Below are 20,997 nucleotides of genomic sequence, written 5' to 3'. Positions count from 1 at the left end.
AATGACGATTTTCAGCGTAAAGCACAGTGCCCTGCTGCGGCAGCCGGAATACCTCCTTTCGCGCGAACGTTTAAAGGCGCTGATTGAGAAAGTGACCGATAACCTGGTAAATATTACCGATGAGCGCGGCGAATTTCTGCTGCGGCTGGACGATGGGCGGGTGATTGATACCAAAGGCTGGGCCGCCGGCTGGGAATGGACCCACGGCGTCGGTTTGTACGGCATTTATCAGTATTACCAGCAAACGGGCGACGACCGTATGCGCGCCATTATCGATGATTGGTTCACCCAACAATTGGCGCAGGGCACGCCGACCAAAAACGTCAATACCGTTTGTCCGTTTCTCACCCTGGCCTATCGCTATGAAGAGACCGGCAATCCGGCCTGGCGTCCCTACCTGGAACGCTGGGCGGAGTGGGCCATGTATGACATGCCGCGCACCGAAAAGCAGGGCATGCAGCATATCGTCTACAATAACGAAAATCACCAGCAGATGTGGGACGATACGCTGATGATGACCGTGCTGCCGCTGGCAAAAATCGGCAAGTTGCTGCACCGCCCCGAATTCGTCGAAGAGGCTACTTACCAGTTTCTGCTGCATGTGCAATATCTGATGGATAGGCAAACCGGCTTATGGTTCCACGGCTGGAGTTTTGACGGCAACCATAATTTCGCCAACGCGCGCTGGGCGCGGGGCAACAGCTGGCTGACGGTGGTGATCCCCGAATTCATTGAACTGCTGGATCTCCCTGCCCATGACGCCACCCGGCGTTTTCTGTTGCAGGTGCTGCAAAGCCAGGTCAGCGCTCTGGCCGCCTGCCAGGACGACAGCGGCTTATGGCACACGCTGCTAGACGATCCCGACTCCTACTTGGAAAGTTCCGCCACCGCGGGTTTCGCTTACGGTATTTTGAAGGGGATCCGTAAGCGCTATCTGGATGCTCGCTGGCAGCCGGTGGCGGAAAAAGCGGTGCGCGGCGTGATTGAAAGGATCAATGACCGCGGCGAGTTGACGCAGGTGTCGTTCGGCACCGCGATGGGCGCCGAACTGGATTATTATCGTCAAATTCCCCTGACCTCCATGCCCTACGGCCAGGCGATGGCGATCCTCTGCCTGGGCGAGTATCTGCGCGTGTACCTATAGCCTGCGCTGCGCCAGGGAAGGCGTTGCGCTATTTCACCAGCGTGGCGAAGTAGTAGAGCAGCGGAATGGCCAGCAGGTACAGCCCGGGGGACACCTCACCCCCCTTGCCGGCAACAAGTTTGATCGCCACGTAACACAGCAGCCCTCCGGCGATGCCGGTGCCGAAACTGTTGGCGATAAGGGTAATCATCACCATTAACAGCACCGGCAGCGCATCGGTAAACGACGACAGATCAACTTTGCGCAGCGCGCTGAACATCGTTAAACCAATCAGAATCAGCGCCGGTGCCGTGGCCTGTTTCGGGATCATCAGCGCCACCGGCGTCAGGACAAACATCAGCAAAAACATCCCGGCGGCCACCAGCGCGGTCAGGCCGGTTTTGCCGCCGGCTTCTGCCGACGCCGACGACTCGATCAGCGCCGTGGCGGCCGGAATACCCACCCAGGGGCCGAGCGTGGCGGCGATGGCGTCCACCAGAAACGGCCGGTTGATTTGCGGCATATTGCCCTGCTCATCCAGCAGACCGGCGTCACCGCCTACCGCCAGCGTAGTCCCCATGGTAGAGAAGAACTCCGAGGCGAAAAAAACGAATAAGTAAGGCAGTAGCGCGATATTTAACGCGCCAAGCAGATCCACCTGGCCCCATACCGGCAGCACGGAATGGGGCAGCGCCAGCCAGCGCGCCGGCAGATGGGTGATCCCGGCCGGGATCCCCGCCAGGGTCGCCAGCAGTATCGCCCACAAAATGGCGCCCGGTACCCTGCGCGCCTGTAGACCAATCGCCACCAGGAGGCCAAACAGCGCCACGCAGGCGCCGGGGGCGGTGAAATCCCCCAGCATTAACGCGCTGCTTTTGGCATTGGCCAGCACCAATCCGGCATTGCGAAAGCCCAGCATCGCCACGAAGATACCGATGGAGGCGGTCAAGCCTAGCTTAATGGATTGAGGTACCGCGCGGGTGACCACTTCCCTGAGCCCCAGCACCGTCAACAGCAAGAACAATACCCCCGACCAGCAGGCGATACCTAGCCCGATGCTCCAGGGGACACCCTCGCTGCCGGCAAGCGTAACGCCGACCAACACCGATCCGCCGATGCCCGGCCCTACCATGAATGGCAGATTGCCGTAAAAGGCCATGATAAGCGTGCTGATGACAAACACGATAAGGGTCCCCGTGGTGGCGGCGCCCTTATCCATGCCGCCGGCGGCCAGCAGACCGGGGATCACAATCAGCAAATAGGCGGCGGCGAGGAAGCCGGTTATGCCGGCAATCGTTTCGCGCTTTACCGTAGTCTGCCGCGCCTCCAGCCGGAAGCGGCGGTGAAGCCAGTTCTGCCGGGGCAGCGTGCCCCGGCTGTCGATAGGGTCAGCCATACAGTCGTTCTCTTAAGCCAAAAAAAGCGCGGGCGAGCGGCCCGCGTCCCAAAAAACGCCTGCCGCTAGGGCGTACTGCCGCACGCCACTAGCGGGTCCACCAGGGTGCGCAGCGTGCCGTCGGTCAACCCCAGATCGGTCAAGTGGGGTCCGGCATTACAGGCCAGGCAGGTACCTTCGATGGCCTTGAATACGCGATACGGCGCCTGCCAATCCGCCACCCGCCCGCTGGCGGCGCGCAAAGCGGCAAAGCGCGGCGCCAGTTGCTCCAGCGGCAGCGGGGAGAGCATGCCGGCAATCGGCATCGCCACCTGCGCCAGCAGCTCGCCGTTTTGCGCTACCGCCATGCCGCCGCCGCTGGCGATAACGGCGTTGGCGGCCAGCATCATATCCTGTTCACCGCGGCCCAAAACCACCAGATTATGGGCGTCGTGGGAGTAAGAGGTGGCGATCGCCCCGCGCAGTTCGCCCCATCCTTCCAGCAGCGCCAACCGGGGAGGCGCCTCATGGCGGCCGTGACGGTGGCGGACCCAGATAATATTTACCTCGGGAGGCAGTTGTACCACGCCGTCGCGCACCGTCACCTGGCGCTCCCCCCATTCGGTAAAACGCGCCCCTTTGATCGTGCGTAATCGAGCCCAGCCGTGGCGGATGCCCGCCACGCGCAGTTGGAAATCCGCCGCTTGGCAGGGGGGTAATTTCATAGTGTTCAGCAGCGCCTGCGGCGGTGGCGGGAGTGTGGGCGTCAGCAGCGCTTGCCCATCGCGGGCGACCGGCTCGCCGTTGCTGTAAACCGTAAGCGGCGTGAGCTCGGTCAGCGAGTCAAACACCACCAGATCCGCCAACCGACCGGCGGCCACCAGTCCCAGGTCGTTGCGCCGCAGGCGCTGCGCCGCGTTCAGCGTGGCCATGCGCAGCACGTCTTCCGCCCGGAGTCCGTGGGAAACCAGCAGCCGCACCAGCGCAATCAGCCCCCCCTGGCTTTGCAACATGTCCGGCGGCACATCATCAGTACAGAGCACAATTTGCGCCGACAGATGGGGTAAGGTTTTCAGCGCGGCGGCGATGTCCGGCAACAGGTACGGGTGCGAGCCGCGAATTTGCAATGTCAGACCGGCGCGGAGCTTCTCCAGCGCGTCATCGGCGGAGGTCAGCTCATGATCCGATCCTACCCCCGCGGCCAGGTAAGCTTGCAACGCCGCACCGCTCAGACCGCGGGCGTGACCTTCGATGAGCTTGCCGCTCTGCGCACCGGCCTGCAAAATAGCCTGCATTTTGCCGCTGCCCTGCAACACACCGGCCATGTCCATGACCTCGGCGACGCCCGCCACCTCCGGCCAGCCCAGCATTTCCGTCATTTCCGCGCCGCCGATCTCCGCGCCGGCGCACTCCAGCCCCGGCGTTGAAGGTACGCTGGAGGGCGCACTGACGATCACCCGCAAAGGCAGATCGCGGCTGCTGTCCACCGCAAAGCGCACCCCCGCCACGCCCAGCACGTTGGCCAGCTCGTGGGGATCCCAGAAAATGGTGGTAGTACCTTGCGCCACTACGGTCTGGGCATAATGGGCCGGCAGCAAATGAGCGCTTTCGACATGGACATGGGTATCAATTAGCCCCGGCGCCACCAGCCGCTCGGCCAGACAGTCGACGCTGCGGGCCGCGCTGAATTGTCCGCGCGGGTGGACGCTGGCGATGAGCGGACCAACGATACCGATATCGGCCGCGCGAATTTCGCCGGTCACCATATCGATAATCCGGCCATTGACGAGCAGCCGATCGAAGGGAATTTCACCCAGCGCCGCTTGCACCGCGCGGCGGCGTAAAGAGGGGGATAGGGGTGACATACTGGCTCCGGCCATCGGGTAACGGTGCCTCACTGTAGGAAGCACCCGTATTGATGTACAGATGAATAAATTTATCAGCCGATAAGAAGCTGTTATGCTCAAGCTTCCCTTTCTTCCGTTGCCGCCACCACGCGCTTATGAACGAACCCTGGGCACGACTGCCCGCGCTGTCTCTCAAGCAAATGCAGTACTTCGTTACCCTGGCCCGGCTGCGTCACTTTACCGATACGGCCCACCGTCTCGCCATCAGCCAGCCGGCGCTCAGCAGCGCGCTACGCCAGATAGAAACCGTGCTTGGCGGCAAGCTTATCAACCGCTCGGCGCAATCGGTCACCTTGACAGAACGCGGCGCGCTGCTGCTGCCCTACGCCGAACGGCTGCTGAACGTTGCGCAGAACAGCTTTGAAGATATGCACGCCATTATGCGCACCGGCGGCGGCGGGCGGCTGCGTATCGGGCTGGTACCGTCGGTGGGGGCGCTGCTGTTTCCGGCGCTGACCGATTGGATGGCCGCTCACTACCCCGCGGTGGCGATGGAATTCCTCGATAACACCAACGACGGTCTGGTGGCCGCGGTCGCCAACGGTTCGCTGGATATCGGCATCGGCATACTGGATTCCACGGTGCCGGCGGAGATAGAGACCCTGGTGCTGCAAGAAGATCATTTTGTCGCGGTAATACACCGCGACGATCCGCTCGCGGCACAGCCTCATCTGCCGTGGCGGTTACTGACGCCGCGGGATATCGCGCTGTTTCATAAAGGCAATAGCAATCTGCTGATGATGGCGATGATTGAAAGTCACCGTCTTACCCTGCGCCTGCGCTATCGCGTGGATTTCCTGGAAACGCTGTACGGGCTGGCGCGCGCCCGGCTGGCGGTCGCCATTGTCCCCAAACTTTATACCCATCTGCTAAACGATCCGGCGCTGCGGGTCATCGCTTTGCAGCAGCCGGTCGTGGAGCGTAAAGTCGTGCTGATGCGCCGCCGCGGCGCCCCTCCGCCGCCGCCCATGGACGGCTGTATTAGCGGTTTGATAAGCCTGCTGGCGCGGCGCTAAGAAGTGATTGACTCAGGCTTGCGCTCACCATATATTTAGCATCCTATCTATTTACATACTAACTATAATACCACCTCATGAATTTACTCCGTCAACAAGCTTTGATGGCCTTCACGGTGTCCTTGGTGCCCATCGCGCGCGCCTATCGCGCCCGCGCCGATAAAGTGGTGGCGCCGCTGGGTCTGTCCGCCGCCATCGCTTGGCCGCTGGTGCTCATCGGGCGCCACCCGGAAGGTATTCGTCCCGGCAGTTTGTCCATGGAACTCGGTATCGAGGGGCCGTCCCTGGTGCGTTCGCTTAATCAACTGGTGGACGCCGGTCTGGTACTGCGCCAGGAAGACAGCGTCGACAAGCGCGCCAAAATACTGTTTCTTACCGAGGCCGGCGCGCAAATCAGCGTGCGTATCGAAAACCTGCTCAATGCGTTACGCGAAACGCTCTTTGCCGGCATTCCCCAGGCCGATATCGAGATCTGCCTGCGCACCTTCAGCCTGCTGGAGCAGCGGCTGGGCATTAATGGACTGTCCACTTTGGATAGCGACGACGCCGGCACAAAGGACTGACCCGTGATGTCCCTGCCGACCTGGCCCTTTTTTTCCCGCGATGAAATCATCTATTCGTTGAAGAGCTATAGCGCGGCGATGCTCGCGCTGTATCTTTCCAGCCGGGCCGGACTGCCCAATACCTTCTGGTCGTTAATGACGGTGTATGTGGTCAGTCAGCCGCTGGCGGGGATGGTGCGCTCCAAAGCCCTGTTCCGTATTACCGGTACCTTTATCGGCAGCGCCGCCACGGTGTTGCTGATCCCCGCCCTGTCCAATGCGCCGGTGCTGCTAACGCTGGCGATGGGGGCATGGGTCAGCGTTTGCCTGTTCGTGTCGCTCCTGGACCGGACGCCGCGCGCTTACGCCTTTATGCTGGCCGGTTATACCGCCGCGTTGATCGGTTTCCCCGCCGTACAAAATCCGGCCGCCATTTTTGATACCGCGGTATCGCGGGTAGAGGAAATCTGCCTGGGCATCCTGTGCGCCACGCTGGTCCACAGCGTGGTCTTGCCCGCCGGTCTCAGCGCCAGCGTCATGGGCCTGTTGGATAAAACCCTGAAAGACACCCGCCGCTGGTTGGCCGATATTTTCGCCGACGCCGCGCCGCCGCCGCAGGAGCAGGAAGGCGCCCTTTCCGCCGCGCGGGTTCGTCTGTCGCTGGATATCACGCAGTTGCGCCTGCTGGCGACCCATATTCCCTTCGATACCGGCAATTTGCGCTGGACCGCGGCCGCGGTGCGTACCATGCAGGACCGCGTGGCGGCGCTATTGCCTACCCTGTCGGCGGTGGAAGATCGTCTACAGGCGCTCTATCAGGCCGAAGGCGGCTGGCGGCCGGACGTGTGGGCAGTGAAAGCGCACATCACTCGCTGGCTTGCCGCCCAAGAGCCGCTGCTGCCGGCGGGCAACGTGCCGCCGCCCGACCGCGCGGCCAATTTGGCGCTGCGCGACGCGGTACGCGAGCTGGAAACCACCCGCGGCGACAGCGACTGGACGCGGGCGCTGCGCGTTTCGCTCGCGGGGTATTTGGAGGAACTGCTCGCTCAGTGGCAGGAGTGCCTGCTGCTGCGCCAGGATATTCAGTTAGGCGTTGCGCAGGGGGTAAGGCCGAAGCGCCGCGCTCCCGCCCTGGGCAACCGGGTATTGCACCGCGATGTTGGCATGGCCCTGTTGTCTGCGCTGGCGGCGTTTGTCGCTATCGGCCTCACTTGCTTTCTCTGGATCGTCGGCGGCTGGGCCGACGGCGCCACGGCGGCGATGATGGCGGCGGTGTTTTGCAGCTTTTTTGCGGTGATGGACGATCCGGTGCCCGCCATCAATATGTTTTTAAAGTATACGCTGTGGTCGGTGCCACTTTCCGCTTTGTATATTCTGGTGTTGCTGCCGGACGTGCAGGATTTCGGCATGATCGTGCTGGTCTGCGCGCCGCTGTTTATCTTGCTCGGCTGCTACAGCGCCCGGCCGGCGCTGCTGATGGTGGCGCTGCCGCTGTTGTTTGGCGTCGCCGGCACGCTCTCCCTGCACGACAGCGCCCGCGCCGACGTCACCAGTTTCATTAATACCACCACCGCCCAGGTATTGGGTACCTTCATCGCCGCCCGCGTTACCCGCCTGATCCGCTCCGTGGGCGCCGACTGGAGCGCGCGCCGGATCCGCCGCGCCATACGCCGCGAGATGGTGATGATCGCCAGCAGCAGCAGGGCATATCAGTTGCAGGTGTTCGCCGTGCGAATGCTCGACCGTATTGGCCTATTGGTGGCGCGCATCGCGCAGGGCGAGGTGACGCGCCACAACACCGTTGCCCGCGAGTCGCTGCGCGATTTGCGCCTCGGCGCCAATATCATTGCCCTGCAGCAAGTAAAAACGCACTTTCCGGCCCTGCCGCTACCGGGCCTGCTCAAGCAGTTGGCGGTGCTGTTCGACCGGGCGGAGAACCTGCCGCCCGCGCCGCTGTTGCTGACGGTGGACCAGTCGCTCAGCGCCGTTTTGTCCCTGCCGGAGACGACCCATCACCGCCGCGCATTAATTACCGCGCTAGTAGGGCTGCGCCATAACCTGTTTCCCCATGCGCCCCATTACCTGATCGTCGGAGAGGCGACATGATAGGCGAAGCGAGTTTTTACGGCGTGTTTATCCCCTGGTTGATGTTGCTGGCGCTGGGCGCCCTGGCGCTATTTTTCGTTGTGCGCCGGCTGCTGGCCGCGGCCGGGCTGTACCGCTGGGTCTGGCATCCGGCGCTGTTTGATATCGCCTTTTATTGTTTATTACTGTACGGACTCACCTATGCCACTTCTCTTTTACAGCGATAATGACCAATGAAATCAGAAACTTTTACCTTGCGAGGCCGCCAGCTTATTCGCGTGCTGATAACCCTCGGGGTGACGCTGGCGGCGCTGTGGGCGGTCATGCAATTGTGGGATCATTATGAGCTGGCGCCCTGGACCCGCGACGGACGCGTACGCGCCAATGTGGTGCCGATAGCCCCGGACGTTTCCGGCCTGGTGACCGAGGTTATGGTGCAGGATAACCAGCATGTGGCGGCGGGAACGCTACTGTTCGTGGTGGACCGCAGCCGTTACGAGCTGGCGGTGCGTCAGGCTGAGGTGGCGGTGAATGCGCAGCGTATCGCTATGGCGCAGGCGCAGCGGGAAGATAAGCGCAATGCCCAGTTAGGCAGCTTGGTGCCGCAGGAGGAGCGCGAGCGCAGCCGCACCCAATATGAGCAGGCGCAGAATGGCTTCGCGCAGGCGCAGGTGGCGTTGGATAGCGCGCGCCTCAATCTGGCGCGCGCTCAGGTGCGGGCGCCGGTAGAGGGCATGATCACCAATCTGGTGCTGCGCCAGGGCAGCTACGCCACCACCGGAAAACCGGTCTTGGCGCTGGTTGACAGCGGTTCGTTTTATGTCGAAGGCTATTTTGAAGAAACCAAGCTGCCGCGCATTCATATCGGCGATGCGGTACGGGTGATCCCGATGGGGGGCAACGGTCCCTTTACCGGCAAGGTGGAGAGTATTGCCGCCGGTATCGCCGAGCGCGATCGCATCACCGGTGATAATCTGCTGCCCAGCGTGAATCCGACGTTTAACTGGGTGCGGTTGGCGCAGCGCATTCCGGTACGCGTCAAAATTGATCCGCTGCCGGCGACGCAGCGGCTGGTGGCGGGGCAAACGGTGACCGTCGACGTCCTGGCGCCGGGCGAGACGAATGCCGCCACCGCTCACGTCTCACCGGAGCACGGCGCATGATTTTTTCCGCGTTAACCGGCGGCAGCCTGGTGCGTCGCTCGCGCGCTGAACATAGGCGCGCCGTTCCTCCCATCGACGCCGACGCAGCGCCGCGCACCGCCGATAACGGTGCATCGGCCGTTTCCAGCCGACAGGCGCCACGCGCGGCCGCTACTTTGCCGCGCGCCCGGACGCGCCCGCCCAGCAAAGGCGCCTTTTACCGAAGGCGTCCGAGCGCGCTGGCGCTGTCCTTGGCGCTGATCACCGCCGGCTGCGGCGGCCACCCGGTCGGGCCCGATTACCGTCCACCGGCCAGCGCGCTCTTAAGCCGCGCCGGCAGCTTGCCGCTGCACGATGTCGAGCATGACACCCAAGCGGCGTCTTCCGGCGCTACCGCCAGCGCGCAGCCGCCGAACAACGACAACCCTGTCGCCCAAGCGGCACCGTCCGGCGCTATCGCCAGCGCGCAGCCTCCGAACAACGACAACCCTGTCGCCCAAGCGGCACCGTCCGGTGCTATCGCCAGCGCGCAGCCGCCGAACAACGGCAACCCTGTCGCGCAAGCGGCACCGTCCGGCGCTACCGCCAGCGCGCAGCCGCCGAACAACGACAACCCTGTCGCCCAAGCGGCACCGTCCGGCGCTATCGCCAGCGCGCAGCCTCCGAACAACGACAACCCTGTCGCCCAAGCGGCACCGTCCGGTGCTATCGCCAGCGCGCAGCCGCTGCCGGTGTATTGGTGGCGGCTGTACCACGATCCGCGCCTGGACGATTTGGTGCGTCAGGCGCTGGCGCGCAATACCGATCTGCGTCTTGCCATGGCCAATTTAGAACGGCAGCAGGCGTTGCTTCAGGAAGCGTCCAGCGCGCAAAATCCGACGCTGAGCGCCAATGCCGAACCCTATTACGGTCACCCGTCGGGGCTGTCGGTGCTGGCGCCGGGCACCGTGCCCGACAATGCCTGGCGCTATGACGGCGGCCTGTCCCTCTCTTACCAATGGGATCTTTTCGGCCAGATCCAGCGCGCGCTGGAGGCCGCCAGCGCCGACAGCGAAGCGGCGCAGGCCGCGCTTGATCTGGTGAAAATCAATGTCGCCGCCAACACCGCCCGGGCTTATGCCGACCTGTGCGCCACCGGTCTGCGGTTGATGACCACACGCCACTCCATCGAATTGCAGCAACAATCGGTGGATCTCACCCGCCGTCTACTGCAAGCGGGTCGCACCGGCGAACTGGATACCGTGCGCGCCCGGGCGCAACTCCAGCAACTCAACGCCACGCTGCCGCCGCTGGAAGCGCGGCGCCAAAACAGCCTATATCAGCTTGCCACGCTCACCGGCAACCTGCCGCAAGATTTTCCGCGCCAGGTAGCGGATTGCACTACGCCGCCGCGTCTTACGCAGGTCATACCGGTGGGCGATGGCGCGGCTCTGCTGCGCCGCCGGCCGGATATCCGCCAGAACGAGCGTCGCCTGGCGGCGGCTACCGCGCGTATCGGCGTGGCGATGGCGGATTTGTATCCCAAAATCACCCTCGGGCTTGACGGTAGCTCGGCCGGTTTGTTAAGCGGCATCGGTAAAAAGGACACCTACGGTTGGAGCCTTGGTCCGCTCATCTCCTGGACTTTACCTGCCAGTGGCGCGGTTCAAGCACGCATTGCGCAGGCGCAGGCCGGCACCCGCGCTGAGCTGGCCCGTTTTGATGGCTCGGTACTGACGGCTCTGCGGGAGGTGGAAACCGCGCTGAACAATTACGCCCGCGATCTGGATCGCTATCAGGCGCTGGAAGCGGCGCGCGCCGCAACCGCCGATGTCGCCCAGAAAACCCGCCTGCTCTACAGCAGCGGCAAAATCGGCTATCTGGATGTACTGGACGCGGAGCGCGGTTTAGCGTCCAGCGATGCGGCGCTGGCGCAATCGGCAGGCCAACTGTCCGACGATCAGGTCATGTTGTTCCTGGCGCTGGGCGGCGGCTGGGAAGCGCCGACGGCTGTAGACGCGGGGGGGCAATTGAGAACGGCTAGCGCGTCCGGACACCCCACTTTGAGGTGAGAGAGGCGGTGTCAACCGAGCCGCCTTTAGGGAGACAGAAGGTGTCAACCCAGCCGCCACGGTGGGATAGAAGGTGTCAATTGATCTGCTTCAAGGAGACTAGAGGGTGTCTATCGATCCGTCTGGGGCGGGAAGGGAGGAGATTATGGGCGCGGATTGCACCGCGCCCACCGTCTTTAGGCAGATTGCTTCAGTGAAGCGATATCGATGACGAAACGGTATTTAACGTCGCTATTGAGCATGCGCTCATAGGCTTCGTTGATATATTGCATATCGATCATTTCGATATCGCAGGTAATGCCTTTTTCGGCACAGAAATCCAGCATTTCCTGCGTCTCGGCGATCCCGCCTATCAACGAACCGGCAACGGTTCTGCGCCCCATGATGAGCGGACCGGTGTGCGGCGCCGGCTCAATGTTGCCAATCAGCCCCACCAGCACCACGGTGCCGTTAAGTTTCAGCGTCGCGGTATAAGGGTTAATATCGTGCTGGGTCGGGACGGTGTCGATGATTAAGTCGAAATGACCGGCCACTTGCGCCATCTGCTGCTCATTGGTAGAGAGCACCACATGATCGGCGCCCAGACGGCGGGCTTCACTCTCTTTACCCGGCGAACGGGTAAACAGCGTCACCTCGGCCCCCATCCCCTTCGCCAATTTAAGCGCCATATGGCCCAGACCGCCTAAGCCCACTACACCGATTTTATCCCCCGGCTGAACGTTCCAGTGGCGCAGCGGCGAGTAAGTGGTGATACCGGCACACAGCAGCGGCGCGGCGGAACACGGATCCAGTTTTTCCGGGATCCGCAACACAAACTTCTCTGCGACGACGATTTTTTCCGAATAACCGCCGAAGGTTACCTGCCCGTCTTGACGATCTTTGCTGTTATAAGTACCTGTGAATCCTTCCATACAGTACTGTTCCAGTCCCGCCTGGCACGATTCACATTGCTGACAGGAATCCACCATACAGCCGACGCCGACCATATCGCCGACGCGAAACGATTTCACGTCCCGCCCCACCTGGGTCACCTTACCGATAATTTCATGACCGGGGATCAGCGGGAACATCGATCCACCCCAGTCATTGCGGGCCTGATGGAGATCGGAATGGCAAACGCCACAATAAAGAATGTCGATAACCACATCATCCGCGCGCGGATCGCGGCGGACAAAACGGTGCGCTGCCAGCGCCGAATCGGCGGATTGGGCTGCAAAGCCGAGTACATTAAGGGACATATTCTTCTCCAGTCTCATGTCAAAGCCGGCCGCCTGTAACAGGCGCCGGCGGGGGAACCAAAACACGGTGTAAAAAAAGGGAGACTCTAAGTTTAGGCGTTTTCCAGCAAATGGGGCCATTGCGCCAGCAGTGTGGTCACGATAGCGTCGAGATCCTCGCGGTCCGCGCCGTCGCGCGCCTGCACCGACATTCCCTGCAGCGTACAGGTCAGATATTTGGCCAAACGGCCGCAATCGGCGTCGATGGCCAATTGCCCCTGTTGCTGCCGACGCTGCAGAAAAGCCAATAGCGTTTGCTCCTGCAGATGATGGTGCGCCCGCAACCTCTCTTCTACCGCCTGTGAGGAGGCGGCGAGCGTTGAGGAAGTACAGATGATAAAGCATCCGGCCGGCAAGTTTTTGTCCGTATAGAGCGCAGCGGCGGCGCGAAAGAAATTTTCCAGCGCCTGGTGGGTCGTCAAGCCGGGCATGGATAGGCGCTCGCGGGCGGTGGAGGAAAACTTGACCACGTACCGGTCCATGACGGCGCAGAACAGCCCTTCTTTATTTCCGAATTCACCGTATAAAGTGGGGGCTTTGGCGCCCGTCGCATCCACCAGATCGGCCAGGGACGTGGCGTCAAAACCATGACGCCAGAACAGTTCCAGCGCCTTATCCAGGGCCTCTTCGCGGCAAAATTGTTTCGGCCGGCCGCGACCGCGCCTGGCGACGGTGACTGATTCAGTTTTCATGGCATCCTCTCTTGGTTACCGGAGAGAGTAGCATATAATTAATGATCGTTAAAAATTAAGTTTCTCCCTTTGTCGCTTTGCGCTATACTCATCAATGCCCTTCCTTCAGGCACGCCTGAAGGAAGCAACTATTGCCGGTGGAGCATGCCCGTAGGACGCATGGCTGCACTTTCTCCTGACGGTGGAGCATGCCCGTGGGACGTATGGCTGCACTTTCTCCTGACGGTGGAGCATGCCCGTGGGACGTATGGCTGCACTTTCTCATGACGGTGGAGCATGCAGGCAAGCATCCTTGCGCTTGAGGTGCAGGCAGCGTAAGGACGTGCTTGCTTAGGATGGCGTTACCGCGTTTATCGGCTGTGGCGTCATCTGGCGCTAACGCTCGCGGTGCCCCTCGTCTGTTTGTGGCTTTACGCCATCGTCACCGACAACGCTCACTTTGTCTTCACCCTATCGCCGCCCCGCCCGCCACCTCAATATCGGATACGTGGAAGTGCGTCGACAAGGTTAAAACGCTGACGAGCGAATCGATGTTGCGTCAGCGGCGTCTACGTCCCCACCCGCGACGCCTGATGCCGCTTTGGCTTACCGCGCCGCCTTAGAGTGATATCTCGACATACCTGCTGACCTGAATTGACAGTCGCTGACTTTTAATGACAGCAAATTCAATAACATGACAAATAAATTAATAATCATTAAAAAAATAGGTTGATCGGTGTCACAGATAAGACTAGTATTTAGTTATCGAACGTTAACAAATAACGTCGCCGACACAAAAACAGCCTTAACGACACCCATTTAAATTAAGAGAGAAGACATTATGAAAACCATCAAATACACCATCGCCGCCCTGGCTCTTGCCACGCTGTCCTTTGGTAGCTTTGCCGCCGATTTAGTGAATAGCGTTCCGGTCGATCAGCAAAAAGTTGGCGTTATCTCCGCGACGGGCGGCACCAACCTGTCCTCGCTGGAAAGCCAGCTGGCCGCACAGGCTGACGCCGCCGGCGCGAAATCGTACAAAATTACCTCTACCTCGGGCCAGAACAACCTGCACGGCACCGCGGTAATCTATCAGTAACCTCTACGGCCTGCCCGCCGCCGTTAACCGCTGGCGCAGCATTACCCAAGGCCTCGTCCGGTGCTGCCAGGCCGGCACCGGCCACCACACTATTCCGACGCCAGCCGAGCCACAGTGACCGGCGCCATCGCCTAATTTTCTCACCGGTAAAGCGTACTTTACCGGTGGGATATGAAAGAGAGAAAAGAAGATGAAAAACGTCAAAACCCTTATTGCAGCCATCGCCCTGAGTACTCTGTCCTTCGGTAGCTTTGCGGCTCAGGAAGTCACCTCGGCGCCCGCAGGCCAAGAGCGCATCGGTGTTGTTTCCGCCACCACAAACAGCAGCAACCTGTCTGATCTGCAAGATCAGCTGGCCGCCAAAGCGGATGCGGCTAATGCAAGTTCCTATCGCATTATTTCCGCCGGCGGTAACGATACCCTGAGCGGTAATGCCGAGCTGTATAAATAAGCTGGCCACGGATAACGGCTATCCCATCAGGGCACTTTTCATATCGCTGATGGAATAGCTCTTCCGTTGCTCTAGAGAGTGACGCGAGTGTGCGATCTAACACCCTCGCTAAGGCGCTCAGCGGGACATCTCCGGATACACGCCGAACGCATTAAGGGCTGATGTCACCATCAGCCCTTAATTTATTGTGGCTATCGAATTTCTCACCGCCCCAGGCGGCGTCGATGTAACGGGCGCCAAGCAGGCACGGCGTGCGCCGTTCAAGGCCTCGGCTCCAGGCACGGCGTGCGCCGCCTAAGACGCGCGCCCACCCGGCGTCCCCCCTTAACGCGCCGGACCACCCGGCGTGGCGTGTTCCGCGGCCAAGAGCTCCACCAGTACCTCGGCGCTGCGCGGCAGCGGCCGGGCATTATTGAATACCGCACTGAAGGTCACCTTATAGCGCGGCGTATCGTCGATGACCTGCATCGGAATACGCGGGCTCAACAGTGCGGCATAATGCGCCGGCAAAATACCCGAGTAATAGCCTGTCGCGATAAGCGTGGCAACCGACTCCAGACCAAACGCCTCCGGCCCGCGGCGAAATCCCTGCTTTTGCAGGGCGTCTTCGACAAAAGGTTGCTCGGCACGATAAATTAGCGGTAAATGTCGACCCGGTTTGGCCATGGCCGTTGCGCCATTGATGGTGGCGGAACCTTCAGCCAGCGCATAGATGTAATGCTGCTCGGTGAACAAATCGGCGTATTCCAGCGAGGCTACGCGCTCATAGACCCCTTTAATGGCGACGTGCAGCCGGCGATCGAGTAGCGCGCGTATCAGTTCACGGGTGGTCAAGGTTTCGACCGTCAAATCCACATCAGGCGCCATTCGACACAAAGCGCCCAGCGCCAAATGGATCCGCACGGCCGGGTTGCCTATCACGTTGTCCGTCAGGCCCAGAGCTAATTTGCCGCTTAAAACCTGCCGGGCGGCGTCCACTTCCGGACGAATGCGATCCAGGGCATCCAACGCTTCCTGCGTCGCGCGCAATGCGGCGCGCCCCACATCCGTCAGCTCGAACCCCTGAGGCCCTCGCGTGCACAGGCGGGCGCCAAGCCGATCCTCAATATCTTTGATTTGTCGGCTTATCGTCGCTTTGGTCATGCCAAGTAGCCGTTCCGCGGCCGAGAAGCCCCGAGCCTGCGCGGCGACGCGAAAAATACGCAGAGCGCGTAAGTCACGTTCGTTAAGGGGCGATAATTTTTTCACGCAAGCCTTCCTGTTGCATAAAGCGTAACCATGATTGCAAAAAATGGCAGTTTTTTAACCGGCCAAGGTTTGGCAGGATAGGTCTACGGGGCAGAGGTTACGCTTGTTACCCCCGCCTTGTTTTACCCAATGCCGGTCGTCACTTCCGGCCGGCAACTCATAAGTGAATAGCGGCGGAACACTGAGGAGGCAGAAATCCTCTCGTCTGGCCCCAGGCGATAGTCACCGCTGCAGTACCCGGGGTCATTTTGACGGCCCTTGGCCGCGATAATAACGAAGTTCACTACACTAGGCTTTTTCACCGGTTTTGACCGGCATAATAATGAAAGACCGCCTCACCAGGGCAATTTTATTTACCGGCTAGTTGGCCGGCATAACAATGCAAGACCGCCTCATCAGGGCACTTTATTTACCGGCTAGTTGGCCGGCATAACAATGCAAGACCGCCTCACCAGGGCAATTTTTTACCGGCTTTTGGCCGGCATAACAATGTAAAACTGCCTCACCAGGGCATTTTATTTACCGGCTAGTTGGCCGGCATAACAATGCAAGACCGCCTCATCAGGGCACTTTATTTACCGGCTATTTCGCCGCATAACAATGAAAGACCGCTGCACCGGGGCGCCTTTTTACCGACTATTTCGCCGGTATAGCACTCAATCACGTCGTCACAAAGGCAATGTTTTCGGCCTTTCACCGGCTTAGTGCGATAATGGCCGCCCCATCAGGTCAATTTTTACCGGCCGCTGACCGGTATAGCAACGTCTTAGCCGCCTTACCAGGGCTTTTTTCAATTCACGGTCATTATCTTCCTGCTTGATTCGCCTCATCCAGGCTAGGTATTGCCAGCCCCTTGACGATAGGACGCGGCGCGATCCGTTGCAAAACAGTGTGACGTCGGAGCGGTCTCCGGCGTTGATCGGTAACGCTTGTCTACCAAAGGGGTGTTACCACCAAATAGGCAAACGATTGCTTATAAGCGTATGTTGTTAATGATCACCGGCGCCGGCCGGCGGCAGATTCTGGCGCAATGATGCGCATCGTCTTAGCCCGCCGCGACGCTAGTATCAGGCTAAAAAGTTCATCACCATTTATTATCATCAGTCAGTTTTTTCTGCCAGGGGCATGTTAATGAATAAGCCGTTAACCGTAAAACCGAAGACCAACCACCCATCTCTGCTGTTTTCCGAGCTGGCGCTCGATCTGGACCATCTTGACGCCGATTTCGCGGTACTCGGCATGCCTTATGGCAAACCCTATACCCCCGACGATGCCGCCAACGATCAAACGCGCGCGCCCACGGCGATCCGTCAGGCCTCCGATCGGGTCATTCGCGCGCCGGAGCGTTATGATTTTGATATCGACGGTCCCCTGCTGCAAAATCGCGACGATATCCGCTTTGTCGATTGCGGCGACGTGGTGCCGGACTTTGACGATCCTGACGGTCACTATCAGCGCGCCGAACAGGCCACCCGCAAAATCCTACAGGCCGGCGCTATTCCTATCGTTCTCGGTGGCGATCACGGCATTACCAACCCTATTCTGCGCGCTTTCGATGATCAAGGCCCGTTGACCATTGTCCATCTGGATGCCCATCTCGACTGGCGCGACGAGGTCAACGGCGTGCGCGATGGTCTCTCAAGCCCGATGCGGCGCGCTTCCGAACACCCTTTTGTCAAAGACATCATTCAAATCGGCATGCGCGCCTCCGGTAGCGCCCGTCAGGAAGAAGCGGACTACGCCCGCGAATGGGGCGCACAAATTATCACCGCCTATGAGCTGCACGATATCGGTATGGATGAAGTGCTAAAACGCATTCCGGATGGCGGACGCTATTATCTTTCTATCGACGCCGACGGCCTCGACCCGTCCATTATGCCCGCGGTGGCCGGACCTGCGCCGGGCGGAGTCACCTTTGTCCAGGCGCGTAAACTGATTCACGGTCTGGTCGCCAAAGGCCGCGTGGTAGGTATGGATATCGTAGAAATTTTGCCGTCGCGCGATATTCATCAAATGTCGTGCATGATTGCCGGCCGCTTGATTTTAAACCTGATTGGCGCCGCCATACGTGCCGGCTACTTTGACGGTAAACGAGGCGTATAATGCCGGGCTGAGTTACACTGTTTTCGACTGCATCTATTAACTGGTTAATAAGTGAGGAAAAATGAAGCTGTTACGTTGCCTTATCCCCGCGCTATTACTGCTTGGTTCTCATGTTATCGGCGCGCAGGCGGCCGATAAACCGTTGCGTATTGCGGTCGATCCCACCTTCCCGCCGATGGAATATATCGACCAGGATCAGCATACCGGTTTTGATATTGATTTGGCGCAGGCGCTGGCCAAAGAGTTACATCGGACGGTGCAGTTTGTCGATATCGACTACAAAGGTCTGGTGCCTGCGGTACTGGCCAACCGGGCGGATATTGCGCTCTCGGCAATTTATATTACCGACGAGCGTAAAAAAGTGGTCGATTTCTCCGACCCCTATTACGCCGGCGGTCTGGTCATCATGGTGCAGAAAAATAATCAAACCATTCATGGCCCGGCGGATCTCGCGGATAAGAAAATCGCCGTTCAGGTAGGCACCAAGTCGGTACAATTCGTCAAAGAGCATTTCCCCAAGGCCCAGGTATTTGAGGTCGAGAAAAATCAGGAAATGTTCAATATGCTGGAAACCGGCCGGGCCGACGCGGTGGTCACAGGCAAACCCGCGGCCAAACTTTACGCTCGGGTACGTCAAACCACCCGCGTGTTGGATGAACAATTGACCGTTGAGCAATACGGCGTGGTAGTTGGTAAAAACCATCCGGAATTAACGCAGTCAATTAATCAGGCGCTGAAAACGCTCAAAAGCAACGGCGTCTACGATGCGCTGGTGAAAAAATGGTTTGAATCGGCCTCATCTTAATTAAGCGCTAAGGGTACAGTATGGATCTCGATTTTACCCCCGCCTTTGCCGGCTGGGCGGATTTATTGCGGGGTGCGGAGATCACCATTGGCGTTACCGCGGCATCCCTTTTGTTGGGATGCCTGCTGGGAATGCTGATAGGCATTGGACGCCTTAATCCTAAACGACGCCTGGTCTATGGGATTTGCACCGCGTATGTCACGCTTATTCGCGGTACCCCGCTGCTGGTACAGCTGTTTATTCTGTTCTACGGCCTGCCGCAATTTGGGGTACTCTTGCCGGCCTATGTGTGCGGCATTATGGGATTGGGTGTCTATTCCGGCGCCTATGTGTCGGAGATCGTGCGCGGCGCGATTCAATCGGTGGAGCGCGGGCAAATGGAGGCGGCACGATCTATCGGCATGTCGTCGGGTCAGGCCATGCGGCTTATCATTATTCCCCAGGCCATCGTCCGGATGATCCCGCCGCTCGGCAACGAGTTTATTGCCCTCATCAAAAACTCATCGCTGGTTTCGCTGCTTACCATTGATGATTTGATGCATGAAGGCCAGAAAATTATTAGCGTCTCCTACCGTTCGGTCGAAGTGTATCTGGTCATTGCGGTGATTTACCTGGTGATGACCCTGTGCACGGCGCAATTACTGACCCGGCTCGAACGTCGGCTCCACGCGGGGGGAATGGTGCAATGAGTGATGCTCCGATGGTAAGCGTCCGCGGTTTGGTGAAGTCCTACGGTGAGCATACCGTGCTGCATCAGGTGGATTTCGATGTGCAGCAAAATGAGGTGGTGGTGATCATCGGCTCCAGCGGATCCGGCAAAAGTACCCTGCTGCGCTGCTGCAACGGATTGGAACTGCCGGAGCGGGGAACCGTGCATATCGGCGGATCCTGCCTGATCCGCGACGGTCAGCCGCTGCCCGATAAGCAATTAAACCATTTGCGGACCCGGGTGGGGATGGTGTTTCAATCCTTCAACCTGTTCCCCCATCTTACGGTGCTGGACAATGTCGCCATCGGCCCGCGCAAATTGTTGGGGCTGTCGGTGGGCAGCGCCCACGACCGTGCGATGACGCTGTTGGGCAAGGTGGGCATGGCGCAAAAAGCGCAGGCGATGCCCGCGAGTTTGTCCGGCGGCCAGAAGCAACGGGTGGCCATCGCGCGCGCGCTGGCCATGCAGCCGGAAGTGATGCTGTTTGACGAACCGACCTCGGCGCTGGATCCAGAGCTGGTCGGCGAAGTACTCAGCGTGATGAAACTGTTGGCCAAAGAGGGGATGACCATGATTGTGGTCACCCATGAGATGGGATTTGCCCGTCAGGTGGCGGATCGGGTAGTGGTGATGGATCATGGCCGCATCGTGGAATCCGGGCCGGCGGAACAGATCTTTTCCGATCCCCAGCAGGCCCGTACCCGCACCTTTTTGCAGCGGGTACTCTCAGCTGAGTAACGGTCGTCCTTGTCCTGACGCCGCCGACGCCTCGGCGGCGCCTTTTCCCTCTTCTTGGGCCCCGTAATGGAACCACCCGGCCAATATGCGCCGGTTTTGCCATGCCTTACTCATAGAGAGTCGACTGGCGTGGAGGGGTGGTTAGAGTGCCTTAGTCATAAAAATCCGGCTGGTGCCGGGCGGCGCGCAGGGGATTTCACCGAACGCCCGCCAGCCGTAACGCGCATAGAAGGCAGGCGCCTGGAAATTGATAGTGTAGAGCACGCCGGAGCGGCAACCGCGCTCGCGGCCCTGCTGCTCAAAGGTCGCCAAGAGCTTGCTGCCAAGACCGCTGCCGCGCAGCGCGGGCGGTAAATAAAACAACTCCAGAAACAGCAATCCCAGCGATGAACGACCGAGAATGCCGCCCAGCGGCACCTGCGTTTGGGTATCTCGGACGACAACGGCAAGGGGTTGCCGATCGTTATAGCCGGTCATTTCATCGTTGAAACGATTCAACCCTCCGGCAATCACCTGCTCAAACGCCGGCTCGATTTCGGCGGTCACCGTCAGCGTGTATTTTTCCATTATGCGTATGCATCCCTCGTTGGGTAAGCCAGGCGAGGAGCCGTGGCGTCTGCGGCGGCGCTACTGCGGCGTTATCCGTGAATAATGT

At 59.9% G+C, this 20,997-nt stretch carries 19 protein-coding genes; 13 read left to right on the top strand and 6 right to left on the bottom strand.

Translation table 11 applies throughout. The features are described 5' to 3' along the window. The first annotated feature begins 1 nt into the window (after position 1). A complete protein-coding gene (locus SANT_RS02795; protein WP_025420780.1) occupies positions 2-1,144 on the top strand; it encodes a glycoside hydrolase family 88/105 protein in 1,143 nt (380 codons plus the stop codon). A 28-nt stretch (positions 1,145-1,172) separates the two neighbouring features. On the opposite strand, the gene SANT_RS02790 is transcribed toward SANT_RS02795, so the two are convergent. Next, positions 1,173-2,519 carry an NCS2 family permease gene (locus tag SANT_RS02790; RefSeq protein ID WP_025420779.1) on the bottom strand — a complete coding sequence of 449 codons (1,347 nt, stop codon included), beginning with the start codon at positions 2,517-2,519 and terminating at the stop codon, positions 1,173-1,175. Between the two features lie 65 nt (positions 2,520-2,584). Continuing rightward, entirely contained in the window at positions 2,585-4,363 is a 1,779-nt protein-coding gene (locus SANT_RS02785) for an adenine deaminase (RefSeq protein ID WP_025420778.1), read from the bottom strand. A gap of 137 nt (positions 4,364-4,500) precedes the next feature. On the opposite strand from SANT_RS02785, the gene SANT_RS02780 reads away from it, so the two are divergent. The 6 genes from SANT_RS02780 to SANT_RS22810 all read left to right on the top strand — a co-directional run bounded on the left by SANT_RS02780 (position 4,501) and on the right by SANT_RS22810 (position 11,241). Next, on the top strand, positions 4,501-5,421 hold the full coding sequence (locus SANT_RS02780) for a LysR family transcriptional regulator (RefSeq protein WP_025420777.1): 921 nt from the start codon (positions 4,501-4,503) through the stop codon (positions 5,419-5,421). A gap of 77 nt (positions 5,422-5,498) precedes the next feature. Then, positions 5,499-5,984, top strand: coding sequence for a MarR family winged helix-turn-helix transcriptional regulator (locus SANT_RS02775; RefSeq protein WP_025420776.1), 486 nt, complete (start codon positions 5,499-5,501; stop codon positions 5,982-5,984). Positions 5,985-5,990: 6 nt separating this feature from the next. Continuing rightward, positions 5,991-8,069: an FUSC family protein gene (locus SANT_RS02770; RefSeq protein ID WP_025420775.1), complete on the top strand. Its 2,079-nt coding sequence runs from the start codon at positions 5,991-5,993 to the stop codon at positions 8,067-8,069. Further along, positions 8,066-8,275 (top strand): DUF1656 domain-containing protein, encoded by a 210-nt coding sequence (locus SANT_RS02765; protein ID WP_025420774.1) that lies wholly within the window; start codon positions 8,066-8,068, stop codon positions 8,273-8,275. Before SANT_RS02770 ends, SANT_RS02765 begins: the two co-directional genes overlap by 4 nt. Before the next feature lie 6 nt (positions 8,276-8,281). Continuing rightward, on the top strand, positions 8,282-9,211 hold the full coding sequence (locus tag SANT_RS02760) for an HlyD family secretion protein (RefSeq protein ID WP_025420773.1): 930 nt from the start codon (positions 8,282-8,284) through the stop codon (positions 9,209-9,211). Next, positions 9,208-11,241, top strand: coding sequence for an efflux transporter outer membrane subunit (locus tag SANT_RS22810; RefSeq protein WP_025420772.1), 2,034 nt, complete (start codon positions 9,208-9,210; stop codon positions 11,239-11,241). Before SANT_RS02760 ends, SANT_RS22810 begins: the two co-directional genes overlap by 4 nt. A gap of 176 nt (positions 11,242-11,417) precedes the next feature. Here the strand turns inward: SANT_RS22810 and SANT_RS02750 are convergent, their stop codons facing one another. Together SANT_RS02750 and SANT_RS02745 are read right to left on the bottom strand one after the other, a co-directional pair. Beyond that, on the bottom strand, positions 11,418-12,479 hold the full coding sequence (locus SANT_RS02750) for an NAD(P)-dependent alcohol dehydrogenase (protein ID WP_025420771.1): 1,062 nt from the start codon (positions 12,477-12,479) through the stop codon (positions 11,418-11,420). Between the two features lie 92 nt (positions 12,480-12,571). After that, on the bottom strand, positions 12,572-13,210 hold the full coding sequence (locus SANT_RS02745; protein WP_025420770.1) for a TetR/AcrR family transcriptional regulator: 639 nt from the start codon (positions 13,208-13,210) through the stop codon (positions 12,572-12,574). Positions 13,211-14,030: 820 nt separating this feature from the next. Here SANT_RS02745 and bhsA (SANT_RS02740) point away from each other — a divergent pair. Together bhsA (SANT_RS02740) and bhsA (SANT_RS02735) are read left to right on the top strand one after the other, a co-directional pair. Next, complete coding sequence (gene bhsA, locus SANT_RS02740) at positions 14,031-14,288, top strand: multiple stress resistance protein BhsA (RefSeq protein WP_025420769.1); 258 nt, start codon at positions 14,031-14,033, stop codon at positions 14,286-14,288. A 190-nt stretch (positions 14,289-14,478) separates the two neighbouring features. Then, entirely contained in the window at positions 14,479-14,739 is a 261-nt protein-coding gene (gene bhsA, locus SANT_RS02735; RefSeq protein ID WP_025420768.1) for a multiple stress resistance protein BhsA, read from the top strand. A 324-nt stretch (positions 14,740-15,063) separates the two neighbouring features. On the opposite strand, the gene SANT_RS02730 is transcribed toward bhsA (SANT_RS02735), so the two are convergent. Continuing rightward, on the bottom strand, positions 15,064-15,987 hold the full coding sequence (locus SANT_RS02730; protein WP_025420767.1) for a LysR family transcriptional regulator: 924 nt from the start codon (positions 15,985-15,987) through the stop codon (positions 15,064-15,066). 1,131 nt (positions 15,988-17,118) lie between these two features. Between SANT_RS02730 and SANT_RS02725 the strand changes: the two genes are divergently transcribed. The 4 genes from SANT_RS02725 to SANT_RS02710 all read left to right on the top strand — a co-directional run bounded on the left by SANT_RS02725 (position 17,119) and on the right by SANT_RS02710 (position 20,342). After that, a complete protein-coding gene (locus SANT_RS02725; protein ID WP_025420766.1) occupies positions 17,119-18,090 on the top strand; it encodes an agmatinase in 972 nt (323 codons plus the stop codon). Between the two features lie 61 nt (positions 18,091-18,151). Further along, positions 18,152-18,895, top strand: a complete 744-nt coding sequence (locus SANT_RS02720; protein WP_025420765.1) for a transporter substrate-binding domain-containing protein — start codon at positions 18,152-18,154, stop codon at positions 18,893-18,895. Between the two features lie 20 nt (positions 18,896-18,915). Then, on the top strand, positions 18,916-19,584 hold the full coding sequence (locus SANT_RS02715) for an amino acid ABC transporter permease (protein WP_025420764.1): 669 nt from the start codon (positions 18,916-18,918) through the stop codon (positions 19,582-19,584). Further along, the gene (locus SANT_RS02710) at positions 19,581-20,342 is read left to right on the top strand and encodes an amino acid ABC transporter ATP-binding protein (protein WP_025420763.1); all 762 of its coding nucleotides are present in this window, start codon (positions 19,581-19,583) and stop codon (positions 20,340-20,342) included. Before SANT_RS02715 ends, SANT_RS02710 begins: the two co-directional genes overlap by 4 nt. A gap of 141 nt (positions 20,343-20,483) precedes the next feature. On the opposite strand, the gene SANT_RS02705 is transcribed toward SANT_RS02710, so the two are convergent. Next, the gene (locus SANT_RS02705) at positions 20,484-20,909 is read right to left on the bottom strand and encodes a GNAT family N-acetyltransferase (protein ID WP_025420762.1); all 426 of its coding nucleotides are present in this window, start codon (positions 20,907-20,909) and stop codon (positions 20,484-20,486) included. Between the last annotated feature and the right edge of the window lie 88 nt (positions 20,910-20,997).

The sequence above is a fragment of the Sodalis praecaptivus genome, from assembly GCF_000517425.1.
Lineage (GTDB): Bacteria > Pseudomonadota > Gammaproteobacteria > Enterobacterales > Enterobacteriaceae > Sodalis_A > Sodalis_A praecaptivus.
This window is presented reverse-complemented; position numbering and strand designations above follow the sequence as displayed.

What these genes read in the sequence shown, in the direction of transcription:
- SANT_RS02795 (WP_025420780.1), top strand. Translation starts at nt 2, where the DNA reads ATGACGATTTTCAGCGTAAAGCACAGTGCCCTGCTGCGGCAGCCGGAA.
- SANT_RS02790 (WP_025420779.1), bottom strand. Translation starts at nt 2,519, where the DNA reads ATGGCTGACCCTATCGACAGCCGGGGCACGCTGCCCCGGCAGAACTGG.
- SANT_RS02785 (WP_025420778.1), bottom strand. Translation starts at nt 4,363, where the DNA reads ATGTCACCCCTATCCCCCTCTTTACGCCGCCGCGCGGTGCAAGCGGCG.
- SANT_RS02780 (WP_025420777.1), top strand. Translation starts at nt 4,501, where the DNA reads ATGAACGAACCCTGGGCACGACTGCCCGCGCTGTCTCTCAAGCAAATG.
- SANT_RS02775 (WP_025420776.1), top strand. Translation starts at nt 5,499, where the DNA reads ATGAATTTACTCCGTCAACAAGCTTTGATGGCCTTCACGGTGTCCTTG.
- SANT_RS02770 (WP_025420775.1), top strand. Translation starts at nt 5,991, where the DNA reads ATGTCCCTGCCGACCTGGCCCTTTTTTTCCCGCGATGAAATCATCTAT.
- SANT_RS02765 (WP_025420774.1), top strand. Translation starts at nt 8,066, where the DNA reads ATGATAGGCGAAGCGAGTTTTTACGGCGTGTTTATCCCCTGGTTGATG.
- SANT_RS02760 (WP_025420773.1), top strand. Translation starts at nt 8,282, where the DNA reads ATGAAATCAGAAACTTTTACCTTGCGAGGCCGCCAGCTTATTCGCGTG.
- SANT_RS22810 (WP_025420772.1), top strand. Translation starts at nt 9,208, where the DNA reads ATGATTTTTTCCGCGTTAACCGGCGGCAGCCTGGTGCGTCGCTCGCGC.
- SANT_RS02750 (WP_025420771.1), bottom strand. Translation starts at nt 12,479, where the DNA reads ATGTCCCTTAATGTACTCGGCTTTGCAGCCCAATCCGCCGATTCGGCG.
- SANT_RS02745 (WP_025420770.1), bottom strand. Translation starts at nt 13,210, where the DNA reads ATGAAAACTGAATCAGTCACCGTCGCCAGGCGCGGTCGCGGCCGGCCG.
- bhsA (WP_025420769.1), top strand. Translation starts at nt 14,031, where the DNA reads ATGAAAACCATCAAATACACCATCGCCGCCCTGGCTCTTGCCACGCTG.
- bhsA (WP_025420768.1), top strand. Translation starts at nt 14,479, where the DNA reads ATGAAAAACGTCAAAACCCTTATTGCAGCCATCGCCCTGAGTACTCTG.
- SANT_RS02725 (WP_025420766.1), top strand. Translation starts at nt 17,119, where the DNA reads ATGAATAAGCCGTTAACCGTAAAACCGAAGACCAACCACCCATCTCTG.
- SANT_RS02720 (WP_025420765.1), top strand. Translation starts at nt 18,152, where the DNA reads ATGAAGCTGTTACGTTGCCTTATCCCCGCGCTATTACTGCTTGGTTCT.
- SANT_RS02715 (WP_025420764.1), top strand. Translation starts at nt 18,916, where the DNA reads ATGGATCTCGATTTTACCCCCGCCTTTGCCGGCTGGGCGGATTTATTG.
- SANT_RS02710 (WP_025420763.1), top strand. Translation starts at nt 19,581, where the DNA reads ATGAGTGATGCTCCGATGGTAAGCGTCCGCGGTTTGGTGAAGTCCTAC.
- SANT_RS02705 (WP_025420762.1), bottom strand. Translation starts at nt 20,909, where the DNA reads ATGGAAAAATACACGCTGACGGTGACCGCCGAAATCGAGCCGGCGTTT.